The following is a 13882-nucleotide window of genomic DNA, read 5'->3' on the forward strand; positions in this document are numbered from 1 at the left end:
TTTTAACTCAAATTTAAACGGAGAAATATATGGCATTAGAACACGATATTGCCGGCCTGGTTGAAGCCTCAGAAGCCCTGACCAGCACGGTAGACAACAAAATTCAGAGTATTGATAGTGTGTTGAGTGCGGCAATTAGTGCTTCACAGAGCAAAACGGATCAGCATCTGGCAAAGGTAGACACTGCCTTAAACCAGTATTTGAATACACAGTCACATTTTCGCGTAACAAGAAACCAAGCGCTGGTGCCAGATGAAAAGGGAGAGGTTCCGAAGTTTTGGGACACCGGGAATTTGAAAAAAGCGACACTCATTGAAACGGTAGAAACAAATCAGGAAGTGGATTCTCGCAGTAAGCTAGCACGTGAGTTTTTGCGTGCTATAGATTCTGACAAAAAGTACTTTGCGGGCAATTTCAATATTTGGGAGCTGGAATACTACCCCTATCGCGAGGTTACAATTGATGGCCAAACGTCTAAGACTTATGCCCACTTAATGTATCAGTATTTTCGTGATCCCACGCACATGACGGTAGCCGCAGTGGTTAAACATATTCGCGGGATAGTGCCTAGAGGTTACTGGTGTGAAGGGCTAAGAGCCAATGAACCGGCAAAAATTTGTGGGGGCGAGGTTGCGGTTAACGGGCGTAACGAATACTCACATTGTGTACCCACGGCGCATGGCATGGCACTGGATATTTCAGAAACTGTCGTGGTCCAGGTTGCACTTCCCGCAGTTGTCACAGGTAAAGTACCACTTGACTCCGGCTGGGGGCAGTTCCCTCATGTTGGACATAAAGAACAGTCTGCATACGATTATCATCCGACACCCATGTTTCCATAGGAGAGTAAAATGGCCAAATTAAAAGTAAACAATCAAGTTGTAGAGCAGTACATAGACCCGACTAAACCGCTCAGTATTGTTGAGCAATATGTTGCTGAGTTTTATGGGAGTGACTGTGAATTCTCTATTGAGCTGAGTGATACAGAACAACAGATGATAAACCGTATTCAGGTTCGCAGTGACGTAGAAAAGCAAGTGGCAGACAGCCAGTCCTTGCTTGGTACAACGTCGGACACGACACACTTATTACTCAATGAGCTCAGTGGCTTTGTCAACAAACTGTCAGAAGCAGACAACCTGGAAGACGTGAAAGCGTCAGTGATTTCACTGAAAGCCACCATTGGTGATATCGAAGGCCTGGTGGCAACGGGTGAGCTGACTTTCCCATATCAGAGCAAAGGGCTGGATACCGTAAAACAGGAGATCATTGAACGCGCCAATGGCGTTAACAATCTGCTGTAATTCTCGCCCGCCCGCGGCATTCTTGCGCTGCCCTCTACTTTAATTTCCAAACTTGTAATATCAGGAGCTGCTATGTCTCTGACCAATTTTAGTGCCATAGATATGGCACGCTTACCTACGCCGAAGCTGATAGAGCCGCTGAGCTTTGATGAGATAAAAACCGCGATTGTGGCGGAGTTTTCGCAGCGCTATGACGGGGAAGGGCTGGATTATGCCAGTGATCCCGCCATTAAGCTCATAGAGGCCTTTGCCTATCGTGAAATGCTGTTGCGGCAACGCATTAATGAGTCGGCTGAAGCTGTATTACTGGCCAAAGCCAGCAGCAGTGAGCTGGATTATCTGGGGGCACGTTTTGGTGTTGAACGTGCCGTGATCGCACCGGGTAGTGACACAGTGATCCCCCCTGTGCCAGCGCAGTATGAAAGTGATGAGCGCTATCGTGAACGCATTCGCCTGGCACTGGAAGGATTCAGTACCGCGGGACCCGCGGGCGCCTATGTGTTTCATGCTATGAAAGCCTCACCGAAGGTGCGGGATGTGTATGTATCCGCACCTGAATTCGAGCGTGCAACTGTGGCTGATGGCACTGCGACAAGCGCGTTTGTACTTAACTGTACATCAGATGCGGGATTGAGCGAGCCGATGCCGGGTGATGTGGCAGTGACCATCCTCAGTGATGAGGGCTCGGGCCTGGCATCAGACGCTTTACTGAATACAGTCCAGACGTACCTCAACCAGGATGAGATCCGTCCGCTGACGGACAGAGTCAGGGTGAAACCCGCTTTGATCCGCAGTTTTACCATCAACGCGCGCTTGTATGTGTATCCAGGGATGGACAGCAATGCGATAAAACAGCTGGCGATTGACACCACCTCAGACTGGCTCAGTGAACACCGTAAGCTCGGCCATGACATTTCTCTGTCAGCCCTGTATGCGGTATTGCATCGTGAAGGCGTTCAGCGGGTTGAGCTACTCGAACCACAGTGGGACATTACGGTGGGGCAGGATGAAGCCGCATACTGTACTTCGATAGCTGTCGACATTGGAGGCGAGCATGTCTGAGTCACTGTTGCCCTGTCAGGCTAGTCAGTTTGAGCGTGCGCTGGATAACGCATCCAGTCGCATCGCACAGCTGCCTGTATCACTTTCGCAATTGTGGGATCCGTAGCGCTGTCCGGCACATTTTCTCCCCTGGCTGGCTGATGGATTAAGCGTGGACAGCTGGGACAGTCTCTGGCCCGAGCAGGTTCAGCGTCAGGTGATTGCCGACAGTGTGCCGAATCACAGAATTAAAGGCACCGTCGGGGCAATCAAGCAGTCTCTGCACAGTCTGAATGCCAGTGTGGAACTGACCGAGTGGTGGCAAACCGGTGGTGTACCTCATAGCGCTGAGTTACTGGCACTGGCCCATGAAAACCTGGATCCACAAGGCAGCACATTACTGACGAGGCCTTTGCCTATCGTGAAATGCTGTTGCGGCAACGCATTAATGAGTCGGCTGAAGCTGTATTACTGGCCAAAGCCAGCAGCAGTGAGCTGGATTATCTGGGGGCACGTTTTGGTGTTGAACGTGCCGTGATCGCACCGGGTAGTGACACAGTGATCCCCCCTGTGCCAGCGCAGTATGAAAGTGATGAGCGCTATCGTGAACGCATTCGCCTGGCACTGGAAGGATTCAGTACCGCGGGACCCGCGGGCGCCTATGTGTTTCATGCTATGAAAGCCTCACCGAAGGTGCGGGATGTGTATGTATCCGCACCTGAATTCGAGCGTGCAACTGTGGCTGATGGCACTGCGACAAGCGCGTTTGTACTTAACTGTACATCAGATGCGGGATTGAGCGAGCCGATGCCGGGTGATGTGGCAGTGACCATCCTCAGTGATGAGGGCTCGGGCCTGGCATCAGACGCTTTACTGAATACAGTCCAGACGTACCTCAACCAGGATGAGATCCGTCCGCTGACGGACAGAGTCAGGGTGAAACCCGCTTTGATCCGCAGTTTTACCATCAACGCGCGCTTGTATGTGTATCCAGGGATGGACAGCAATGCGATAAAACAGCTGGCGATTGACACCACCTCAGACTGGCTCAGTGAACACCGTAAGCTCGGCCATGACATTTCTCTGTCAGCCCTGTATGCGGTATTGCATCGTGAAGGCGTTCAGCGGGTTGAGCTACTCGAACCACAGTGGGACATTACGGTGGGGCAGGATGAAGCCGCATACTGTACTTCGATAGCTGTCGACATTGGAGGCGAGCATGTCTGAGTCACTGTTGCCCTGTCAGGCTAGTCAGTTTGAGCGTGCGCTGGATAACGCATCCAGTCGCATCGCACAGCTGCCTGTATCACTTTCGCAATTGTGGGATCCGTAGCGCTGTCCGGCACATTTTCTCCCCTGGCTGGCTGATGGATTAAGCGTGGACAGCTGGGACAGTCTCTGGCCCGAGCAGGTTCAGCGTCAGGTGATTGCCGACAGTGTGCCGAATCACAGAATTAAAGGCACCGTCGGGGCAATCAAGCAGTCTCTGCACAGTCTGAATGCCAGTGTGGAACTGACCGAGTGGTGGCAAACCGGTGGTGTACCTCATAGCGCTGAGTTACTGGCACTGGCCCATGAAAACCTGGATCCACAAGGCAGCACATTACTGACCCCAAAACTTCAGGCACAGCTGTGGCAAAGCGTGGCAGCAACTAAGCCATGCCGCAGCCAGATCCAATTTAGTGTCGGGGTGATGCTGCAGAGCAATCTGGCTATGGCCGCGGGCTCGGATGCTATCAGTGCTCAGACTGGTCGATGGCACCAACACTACGATTTTACTTTTTCACCTTCATCAACATACCTGTCAGGGGCTGCACAATCTTTGTCGGTGTCTACGCCCTGTTTACGTCAGTCCGCACACATGCAACTGAATAGTGGGGTGTGGGCGGCTGGCGGCATGGTAATTACGCAGCTGCAACAGGTCGCGATGACAACCGTTTAGGCAAGTTATGAGTATCTATACACCAATTATTACCCAGGCGGGGATCAACGCCGCCGTGAATGCACAGACCCATGGCATTCAATTAGAGATCGGGCGCATCGGCGTCGGTGACAAAGGCTATGTGCCCAATCGCACCCAGACGCGGCTGCAAAATGAACGCAACAATGTCCCGGTTAGTGATGGCCGGGTGGTGGGCGATGGCCAGTTTCATTTGTCCGGTATATTTACCGACGACACACAATATGCCGTCCGCGAAGTGGGCTTTTATCTGAATGATCATTCCGATGATGCCCAGAAAACCCTGTTTGCCATCTGGTCGCACCCGGAGCATGTACTGTTTTATCAGACTCCGGTTGCCCGCGTCGTGCAAGGCTTTGACCTGACATTAACGGCCGTGCCGTATGAGCATTTGACCGTGAATACCAGCGGGGATCTGAAGCTGTTTCACACCCCCGAATTTGTGGCCATGGCAGAAGCGCAAACCAGTATGGCCATTGCCCAGTTGCAGTCAAACCACAGACAAATTCAATTTAACGACCGTTTACTCGAACTAGGAGTGTAACTATGAGTAATTCACAAACAATGTCGCTGGATCAGCGTATCGCAGCGTTGCAGCAAACCAATGGAGAGCTGGTGGCCTCAAACAATACGCTGACTCAAACCGTCACCGGAAAAATGTCTGCGATAAACGCCACAGTCGCCAGCGCTGAAGCACGTATGGATCAGGCCATCGCTAACCTGGCAGCAAGCCATTCAGACATGCGGATCAATTATTATGATGGGGTTGCACACTCCAAAGCATCTCTGGAGATTGAGGCTGACCCGGATCAGCCGCATATGTCTAAATGGAAACTTGTTCCTGTTACGGGTGTTGGCTATCACCAATATCCGGTTATAGGTGCGCTTACCAAGGCACACCTGAAGCACGGTTATAGTTATGAACCAGGCTATTCTGAAAGTCCTACACAGTATGCTTCTGACTGGAGTCACTCAGTTATGCAGTTTGTACTGACCAATGAGAATGCATCCAGCGAGCAGATCAATGCAGAATTGGAGCGTCTGGGCACGACTGTTTACACCGCCGGTGGATGGAATGACAACGCTAAAATGCTCACAATCCCCTGCCTAAAAATTGCAGATCTGCACCCTTATACAAGGCTATTTGTGCGCTTTGTCAATCGAACCAGTACACGGGTGTCGGGCGATAAGCAGCCACAGAATATCGTCGAGTTTGGTGGTAATGCCACATTCGTCGTTGACCGCGTTGTTAACTATCCGCATATCAAAGCATAGGAGTATCGAAATGGATCAATTTCCAACCCCAGAAGCACATCAGGCTATATTGGCAAACCTGGAAAAACAGGTGAAGCGTGGTCAAATTACGCAACAAGTTGGCGACAGTGAATCACTGTTGGGCACTACCTCAGATACGGCGCACCTGTTACTGGTGGAGTTTTCCAAGCTAGTATCTTCGATTGCCAGTGCAAACTCTCTGGATGATATTAAAGCCTCGGCGCAAGATTGCACCGATCTTATTGGTACAATCAGTGAACAGGTTGATTCTGGTGTTCTGTATTTCCCGTATCAGCAAAAAGGTACTGAGGTTGTTTTATCTGACATTCAAAGCCGTGCTAAAGGTGTGTCTGAGATTTTGGCACCCTAATCATTGCCGCTTTGAATTACTTCAAAGGCAGCCTCTGGCGCTGCCAGTACACTCTCCTTGAGGCCTTCCATGACCGACCTTTTCGATTTTACGGCGCTCCCTGCGCCCGATATTTTAGAATCTATTGAATTTGAAGACATTTATCAGGCGCGGGTGGCGCGGTTTAAAGCCCTTGCGCCGCAGTATGCCGACGCATTGGCCCTGCAGAGCGATCCGTTATCGGTATGCTTGCAGGTCGAAAGTTACCGCGAACTGTTATTACGACAGCGTATTAATGAAGCTGTGCAGTCCAACTTGCTGGCAACAGCGCAGGATGCTGATCTGGACCAACTTGGGCTGTTTTACGGTGTCTTGCGGGCTGCCAATGAAGCAGACAGCGGGTTCCGTCAACGGATCCGGCAAAAGACCCTGGCATCCAGTACGGCGGGCAGTAAAGATCATTATCGCAACGCAGCATTGACCGCTGCGCCTAGTGCGATCCGTGATGTGGAAGTAGACAGTCCCGAGTCCGGTAAGGTTCGCGTGGCGGTGCTATTTCATGCGGACCAGGATCCGACAGCGGCATTGCAGCAAGTACGCAGCTATGTACTCAGTGATGAAGTCAAAGTACTGACCGATACCGTGGACGTCGAACTGGCAGAGGCCATTGAGGTGGATGTCCATGCTGATATTTATCTCAACTCAAATACACCTTTACGAGTGTATGAGCAGCTGGAAGCTAAGTTACGTGCCGCGTGGCAGACAGAGCTGGCGCTGGGCACGGTAATGACACCCAGCTGGCTCAGTGCCCAGTTGCATGTTGCGGGCGTCAAGCATGTTGAAATCCATACCCCTGATGCTTTAGTTGAGGTGGCGGCAAATCAATATGTTCAGCTTAAGCAGGTAAGTTTATGTCTGAAAACCTAACCCCGAATACCCCTTTGGTGCCACCTAATCATACCCCATTGCAACGGGCATTGGATCAGCATGGACAGCTCACTCAGACACTGGAAACCGGTATTTCGTTGCTCAGAGGCTTTAAGTCTCACCCTAATCCCAATTTGTTACCTTGGCTGGTATGGGAATATGGCTTGGATCCGCTGGAGCCTTATCTGGACAATCTGGATCAGGTGTTATTGCAGGGGCTGAGCTGGCAGCGGATCCGAGGTACGCGAGCGAGTCTGGCCATGGCGGTTGGCTGGCTCGGGGTCCCCCTGTTGGACATTGAAGAGTCGGGATCACTTCGGCACTTTTACCGTTATCAGTTGCATCTTGATAGTGTACCCGGTGAGTGGCAACTCAACCGGCTGGCACAACTGAGTGAGCTAAGTGCGCCGGCCCGTAGCGAGCTGGTCCGGATCACTTATCAGCTTGATATTCGCGAGCTGGCGCTTTCGTCAGGTCAATTTGGCGATCTGCTCAGTGATCAGTCTGGTTTTCATTATACCTTGCAAGATGGCAAGCAAGTGAGATTGTCTCGCCAGCGTACTCATAGCGAGCGGACGGATATGTCCCTGCAGGGCGGGAGCAGTGTATTACGCAAGCGAGGACAACTGTGGGGCCATGCTCATGGTTCTCGTTTGGGCGCATTGGTACTCAGTGAACCACCTGTGTCTCACCTTCAGGCGGGCATTTCGCATCAACGTGCCATTGTCAGCCATATTCATACCCAACCCGGACTCTGGCAGGCAAGCTGGTCAGCGGTGAGCTGGTCACACAGCCAGGCACCTCAGCTTGTGCAGTGCCACTACTCACTTACCTAATCGTTAAACAAGGAGTTATATTGTCTATTTTCACCTTTAACGGGCGGACCCTGCTTGCGCGCAGTATCGCCCAAACCTCACTTTATCTGGCCTGGGGCCGCGGTGATGGCAACTGGCAGACGCCACCATCCGAACCCATCAGTGCTGCGCAGCTGGCTGATCCCTTAGGGTATCGCAAAGTTAAATTTCAAGGCTTTTGTGAGCCGGATGAGCAAGGCGACATCGATGTGCAGGGCGCGCGTTATCGCCACAGCGCCGAGCCCACGCGCCATGTTTATTGCCAGTTTGTTTTCGATTTTGAAGATGCGCAGGGCGAAACCATTCGTGAACTGGGGATTTTTTCAGGCACAACCTTCACAGCCGATGTGGCAGCGGGACAGGTCTATGTACCGCCGGAGCAAGTTGCATCAACGGGGACTTTGTTGCTGCTGGATCACCGGGCGCCTTTGGTCAGAGAGCCAGGCGTTCGGGAAAGTTTTGAATTTGTGATGAGTTTTTAGGAGAGCCCATGCTACAGGATTATTATCACAATTATGATAAAGCCAATGGCTATGAGCGGCTGCTGTTTCGTTCCGGGCGTGGTTTGCAAAGCCGAGAGCTGAATGATTTACAATCTCAGGTACAGCATCAGGTCAAAGGCGTTGCCGATGTGTTGCTCAAGGATGGCGATTTAGTGTCCGGCGGAGATGTCGTGATAGACGCCGTATCCGGTGAGGTTCAGCTGAGCGCGGCCCAGGTATATCTGGACGGTCACATCAGAGACATACCCTCAGCCACTTTCACGATTGCGCTGCAAGGTGGTGTGGATATAGGTGTCTGGCTAACTCACCGTGTTGTGACGGAAGTTGAAGATCCATCGCTCAGAGATCCGGCCGTCAATGCCCTCAACTATGATGAACCTGGCGCTGCCCGATTGCAGCAGCATTGTCAGTGGGGACTGCGAGAGGATGCTCTAGCAGGGGAGGATGCGTTTTATCCTGTACACCGCATTGAAGATGGGGTGCTGATCATCAAGCAAGCACCGCCTCAGCTGGATGCGGTGACTCAGGCACTGGCCCGTTACGACCGCGAAGCCAATGGCGGTAGCTATGTTGTTGAAGGCATGGCGCTGAGTTATCGTGACCGCGAAGCGGATCAGCAGGTCTTCAGCCTGCAAGAGGGTAAGGCGCATATTCAGGGTTATGAAGTGGCCTTTGATACTGCCCGCAGCACTGCCTTTGACTGGGATCCGGATATTGGCACAGTTCGGGAGGAGCCTAAGGCCTTTATCAGTGTACCGGCATCGGACGATGGCGCACGCAGTATGCGGGTTGACCTGGACTTCTTTCCGGTGAAAGCCGTAGAAGAAGTGAATGTCAGCATCGAAAAAAGCGCGATATTGACTCGAGCTCAACTGGCAGGTGGTGAGGATCTGCTTCCGGATGAATCAGTACTGGAGATCCTGAGTGTGACGCAGGGAGAGACGACCTTTGTTGCCGGCGTTGATTTTCTTTTCTTACGGAATCACATCAGCTGGCAGCTCAGTGGTGCGGAACCTGCTCCTGGCAGTCAGTTTGAGGTGCAATACCGCTTCCGTACTCAGGTGGCAATTGAACATGATGAGTTTGGTTTTACCCTGCAAAAGCAGCAGCCACAGGGAGAGCTGGTTGAGAATGCTCTGATCACAGTGGATTATCAATGGTATCGGCCACGCATTGATCTTGTGGTGCTGGACCGCTTTGGTCAGCTCAAGCGCATTAAAGGACAACCGGCACATCAGCTGCCCGTCGCGCCAAAAGTACCGGCCAATCATCTGCCGCTGGCGCAGGTGAGTCAGAGCTGGTTTACCGATCAGGCACCGGAGATCGAAAACCTTGCGGTCAGGGCCGTGTCTATGTCTGAGCTGGAACAAATGCAGTCTCAGATCAGTGATTTATATCAGTTGCTGGCAATTGAACGTTTGCGTAATGATGCTAACAGTGAGGAATCTGCCAGTAAGTTCGGCGTATTTGTCGATCCTTTCATTGATGATGATATGCGTGATGCCGGCATTGAACAAACGGCAGCGATTGTCGATGGTGAGCTCATTTTACCCCTGAGCGCCGATATCGTTGAACTGCCTTTGCCGAGCGGTAATGTACTGACCTTGCCTTATGAACTTGAAGACGTGCTGGCGCAAACCAAACAAACTGGCAGCATGAAGGTCAACCCTTATCAGGCAGTAGAACCTATTCCTGCCACGGTGCGTTTGACACCCAGTGTCGACCATTGGACCCAGACAAGCCGCAGCTGGACCAGCCCAATCACCCGACGTTTTGATATCGGCCGGGGACTGCGCAGGTTAACGCGCACACGCACCAGCACTCAGGTACTGAGCCGCACCACGCGCCAGGCTCAATTCATGCGTTCACGTTGGGTGAACTTTACTATTTCCGGATTTGGTCCGCAGGAAACCCTGGAGCGGGTGACCTTTGATGGGATCAGTGTCCAGGCTCAGGAGGTTTAATGATCAAGGCAGACAGCAACGGCCAGATACGTGGTCGTTTTTTGATCCCAGGCAATGTGCCGGTAGGCAGTAAAGATGTGCGTTTCATCGGTGCGAAAGACTCGATGGGACAGGCGCGTTATACCGGCAATGCCACTATTCGTAGCGAAACGGTACGCCGTATCAATTCAATTGTGACGGTGCGTTATGACCCACTAGCGCAAACCTTCACCTTGCCAGAGCGCCGCTTTATAGCCGCCGTTGAGTTGTGGTTTAAAAAGACCGGTGAGGAAGCAGTCCGCGTGCAGATCCGCGAAACCGAACTGGGGATCCCCAACCAGACAGTGCTGGCTGAGGCCACATTAGAGCAAGGCGACATTAAACTTGGGGGTGAACCGACCTTGTTTGAGTTTACTCCGGTGTCGCTTAATGCTGGTGAAGAATACGCGATAGTGGTGCTCACGGATGGTGACGAGCATGAAGTGGCGATTGCTGAACTGGGTAAGTTTGACAGCGACAGTGGATGGGTAACCAGCCAGCCTTATCAGGTCGGCGTGTTGCTGTCTTCAAGTAATGCGTCAACCTGGACGCCGCACCAGAATCGCGATCTGGCGTTTCGCCTTAAAGCGGCGCGCTTTACGCAAACAGAAAGTCAGGTGGCTTTGGGCGAGGTGGCGCTGGATGGCCACACAGACTTGCTTGCTCTGGCTGTTGCAGAGCGCCCCGGGAGTGACACCCAACTACAACTTGAGTTTTCAGGCGAAAGCACGGGCACGTTCAGCTTACAGGAATTGCAGTCCGTCCGGCTAGCTAACAAAGCCACAGAAATAATTAATGTCAGTGCCAGGCTGACCGGCACCGAGACCCAGTCTCCGGTATTGTTTGAAAGCGTCCAGGCTGCACTGGGCACCGTGGCGGAGCAGGCCGATTACGTGACCCGGGCGATCCCCTGTGAAGAGGATGGCAGTCTTAAAGTGAGTTTTGAAGCCCAGCTACCAGGGGTTGCGAAAGTCACGGTACTGATTGAGCAGGGCGACAGCTGGCTTGAAGTGCCGCTGAAATCGACACAGGCCGCGGATGAAGGCTGGCAGCTGTGTCATTACCAGCTGGATAACCTGACTGAGCGCAGTGCCCGGGTAAAATTATTGCTTTCTGGCAGCCATACGGAGCGTCCCAGAGTGCGCGCTTTACGGTCATTTTCTATCTAAGGAGGCGGTATGCATAATCCACTTACCCCGCATTTTTCACTGCCTCTGCCGCATCCGGACAATTTGCTGCAACAAGATGTAGTGCGGCTGGCTAATGCCCTGACGGCAGTAGACACGCAGTTATTTCAGCAACAGCACATTCAACAGCAACAGTATCTTGCGGTGCAGGAAAAGCTGCGTCGCAGCCGCCTGAACCAGCTATTAGGTGAACCCCTGCTTGCGCTGTAGTGCAGGCCCCTTCATTTACTTTCTAAATCATTCAACGAGGAATTTATGGCAAGTATACAAACTGCCGTGCAGGTCATGGTCGACAAACTGGTCGCCGACATGCAAGGCGAACAACCGCTTAGTGCCGAAGAACAGGCGCTGGTCAGTAATGCAATCACCAAACTGGCCGATAACGAAAAACTGGAACAGGCTGTTGTGGCCGTGGCAGAATCGCATATTGATGAGGCCACCACAGCACTACAGCAGGCAGCTCAGGTGGGCCAAACCAGCCTGCAACAGGCAGCACAGACACTCAATGACAATGGCACCACGCTTGAAGGCAAAGCGACAAAACTGGATCAGCTGGATGCTATGGCGCCGAGCCTGGCACGAGTTGAGGCATTGCAGGGACGGGCTTTTACCAATCAAATACGACCGTTGTTTGGGATTAATTCGATAGAAACAAATCACACTTCAGCCAACTATGCGCGTACCACTTCGGTATTTGCAGTCTATGACCACAGTGGCGAAACGTTTCTAGTCAGACCCTGCTTCACTTATAACAACAGCTATGAGCAAAGCCGGCTGGAGTACTTAAAGCTATTCGCTGATGGAAGTGGCAGAAGCATTACACATAGCAGCTTTGTACACGCAAATTCGTTTGCACAAAACCCGACGAGTACGACTTATCTTTATGGTGCCAGCGCTTATTTACCACTGGGCAGTAAAGACAATCCGGCGGATATTGAGTATGACATTGTCTATAGTACTCAGGACTCTCAGGCTACTGGAGTGGTAAACTATGGGGGGGTCTACGTTCGTTCGCAAGGCTTTACGTCAATGAGTAAGCCTAAAAAAAACCTGAATGCGACGGATCAATATGGTGTTCCTTCCATCACCAGTCATAGCTACGCTGATGTAGCAGTATTGTACGACAATCAGAAGCATTGCCTGCTTATGGTCGACGAAAACACGTCTTTACTGATTGAAAAATATCGTGATGGAAACGTTATCACTACGACAGCTATTGCGAACGAGTCAGAACTACAGGCATATGTGGACAACGGTGATTTTACTACGGTTAAAATGATACATCATTACCTGAATTACCCATATGGTATCAGACGCTTAACAGGCCAGGAAGCACAGCTGAGTCAATCTTGGGATTATTATGGGTATTTCGGTGTATTTAACAATACAGTGAAAATGGGAGGGAGTCGCTACTGCGCGCATTATCGCTTTACACCTGAACTAAAATTAGAACCCGTAAACTATTTCTTTATGAATAGCTCTCGGGCGGCTACAACTTCAGGGAATGCAACTGGCACCGGAGAGGCTACCGTGGCACTTGAGAGTATGTCAGGTGAGTTATTGGGTATGTACTCTTATCGCTCAGAACCAGATACGGCGGGGTATCATGGTGGCATAATGGCCAATGCCATTATGTGTATCAATCCATATAGTCACACAGGGGTGATTAATGAGCACTTCACCCACAATTATCACGGCCTCGGCCGTACTTGTCGCGCATTTTAAGGAGAGATCATGAGTTGCGAATATTTTGCCGATAAAGGCATGAAGATTGAAGGGAACTACTGGCTGGTGCATCCGCAGACGGGCGAAGCCTGGAATGATGAGTCTGCAGCCGCCTTTATTGCTGGTTATGTGCCGCCGCACCTTAGTGAAGATGCTATTGCTTCACGCAAGGCCGTGATGATCGGCGAGATCAAACGTGCTGTGTATGATTGTCTGGAAGCGCAGCTGTGGCGTGTCACCAAAGCGCATGAGCGAGTGCAGCTCGCACACCTGGGTGGCTCAGAGGTAGAAAGAACAGAGGCAAACGATGCTTATAAGGCAGAGTTGGAAAAGCGTGAAGCGCTGCGTCAAAGAAGTGATGAGGCGGAGTTACAGGTCGCGGATCTGACATCCATCGACGCGCTGGACGCATTTTCTTTCAAAGCTGAACTGTGATACCAGGCTATTTGCATAAAAAGGTAGGAAAAAGTTCAATCCGGTCAGAATTGACCGGTTTTCTTCCCTTTAAATCAGTAAGATACACCTAAGCTTGAGAAAGTTAAGTCAAGAGATACAGTAAGCTGTCAGAGAACAGCAAGATTCCGCAAGTTAAAAACCACCGGCTCACAATAATGAGCGGTGGTTTTTTTATGTCCGAATCCGGAGGGTTTGCTGTGTCGAGTTTAAACCGGTCAAAGTTGACCGTTTTTAATCTCAGGAAATCAGTAAGATACACCTAAGCTTGAGAAAGCTAAGTCAAGAGATACTGTAAGCTGTTAGAGAACAGCAAGATCCC

Annotated in this window: 15 protein-coding genes and 2 pseudogenes; all 17 read left to right on the forward strand. The window is 51.4% G+C overall.

The genetic code is table 11. From position 1 onward, the window contains the following. The first annotated feature begins 29 nt into the window (after nt 1–29). Nucleotides 30–842: a hypothetical protein gene (locus PRUB_RS20650; protein ID WP_010385174.1), complete on the forward strand. Its 813-nt coding sequence runs from the start codon at nt 30–32 to the stop codon at nt 840–842. Nucleotides 843–851: 9 nt separating this feature from the next. Beyond that, nucleotides 852–1304 (forward strand): hypothetical protein, encoded by a 453-nt coding sequence (locus PRUB_RS20655; protein WP_010385173.1) that lies wholly within the window; start codon nt 852–854, stop codon nt 1302–1304. Nucleotides 1305–1376: 72 nt separating this feature from the next. Beyond that, entirely contained in the window at nt 1377–2366 is a 990-nt protein-coding gene (locus PRUB_RS20660; protein WP_021032771.1) for a baseplate assembly protein, read from the forward strand. Further along, nucleotides 2359–2883, forward strand: a pseudogene (locus PRUB_RS20665) (phage tail protein I). The gene PRUB_RS20660 and the pseudogene PRUB_RS20665 overlap by 8 nt, the downstream one beginning before the upstream one ends. Further along, nucleotides 2778–3572 carry a baseplate assembly protein gene (locus PRUB_RS20670; protein ID WP_242065269.1) on the forward strand — a complete coding sequence of 265 codons (795 nt, stop codon included), beginning with the start codon at nt 2778–2780 and terminating at the stop codon, nt 3570–3572. The pseudogene PRUB_RS20665 and the gene PRUB_RS20670 overlap by 106 nt, the downstream one beginning before the upstream one ends. Further along, nucleotides 3565–4287: pseudogene (locus tag PRUB_RS20675) on the forward strand (phage tail protein I). Before PRUB_RS20670 ends, PRUB_RS20675 begins: the two are co-directional and overlap by 8 nt. A gap of 7 nt (nt 4288–4294) precedes the next feature. Next, nucleotides 4295–4849 carry a phage tail-collar fiber domain-containing protein gene (locus tag PRUB_RS20680; protein WP_010385168.1) on the forward strand — a complete coding sequence of 185 codons (555 nt, stop codon included), beginning with the start codon at nt 4295–4297 and terminating at the stop codon, nt 4847–4849. A 2-nt stretch (nt 4850–4851) separates the two neighbouring features. Next, nucleotides 4852–5580 carry a hypothetical protein gene (locus PRUB_RS20685; protein ID WP_010385167.1) on the forward strand — a complete coding sequence of 243 codons (729 nt, stop codon included), beginning with the start codon at nt 4852–4854 and terminating at the stop codon, nt 5578–5580. A gap of 10 nt (nt 5581–5590) precedes the next feature. After that, a complete protein-coding gene (locus PRUB_RS20690; protein WP_010385166.1) occupies nt 5591–5950 on the forward strand; it encodes a hypothetical protein in 360 nt (119 codons plus the stop codon). A 69-nt stretch (nt 5951–6019) separates the two neighbouring features. After that, the gene (locus tag PRUB_RS20695; RefSeq protein WP_010385165.1) at nt 6020–6856 is read left to right on the forward strand and encodes a baseplate J/gp47 family protein; all 837 of its coding nucleotides are present in this window, start codon (nt 6020–6022) and stop codon (nt 6854–6856) included. Next, nucleotides 6841–7692 carry a phage tail protein gene (locus PRUB_RS20700; RefSeq protein ID WP_010385164.1) on the forward strand — a complete coding sequence of 284 codons (852 nt, stop codon included), beginning with the start codon at nt 6841–6843 and terminating at the stop codon, nt 7690–7692. Before PRUB_RS20695 ends, PRUB_RS20700 begins: the two co-directional genes overlap by 16 nt. 20 nt (nt 7693–7712) lie before the next feature. Then, on the forward strand, nt 7713–8192 hold the full coding sequence (locus tag PRUB_RS20705) for a hypothetical protein (protein ID WP_010385162.1): 480 nt from the start codon (nt 7713–7715) through the stop codon (nt 8190–8192). 8 nt (nt 8193–8200) lie between these two features. After that, nucleotides 8201–10177: a DUF4815 domain-containing protein gene (locus tag PRUB_RS20710; RefSeq protein WP_010385161.1), complete on the forward strand. Its 1977-nt coding sequence runs from the start codon at nt 8201–8203 to the stop codon at nt 10175–10177. Then, nucleotides 10177–11364, forward strand: a complete 1188-nt coding sequence (locus tag PRUB_RS20715; RefSeq protein ID WP_010385160.1) for a hypothetical protein — start codon at nt 10177–10179, stop codon at nt 11362–11364. Before PRUB_RS20710 ends, PRUB_RS20715 begins: the two co-directional genes overlap by 1 nt. A 9-nt stretch (nt 11365–11373) precedes the next feature. Further along, nucleotides 11374–11592, forward strand: coding sequence for a hypothetical protein (locus PRUB_RS20720; RefSeq protein ID WP_010385159.1), 219 nt, complete (start codon nt 11374–11376; stop codon nt 11590–11592). Between the two features lie 45 nt (nt 11593–11637). After that, a complete protein-coding gene (locus tag PRUB_RS20725; protein ID WP_010385158.1) occupies nt 11638–13107 on the forward strand; it encodes a hypothetical protein in 1470 nt (489 codons plus the stop codon). A 9-nt stretch (nt 13108–13116) separates the two neighbouring features. Continuing rightward, nucleotides 13117–13542 (forward strand): hypothetical protein, encoded by a 426-nt coding sequence (locus PRUB_RS20730; RefSeq protein WP_010385157.1) that lies wholly within the window; start codon nt 13117–13119, stop codon nt 13540–13542. Nucleotides 13543–13882: the final 340 nt, after the last annotated feature.

The sequence above is a fragment of the Pseudoalteromonas rubra genome (assembly GCF_000238295.3).
Lineage (GTDB): Bacteria > Pseudomonadota > Gammaproteobacteria > Enterobacterales > Alteromonadaceae > Pseudoalteromonas > Pseudoalteromonas rubra.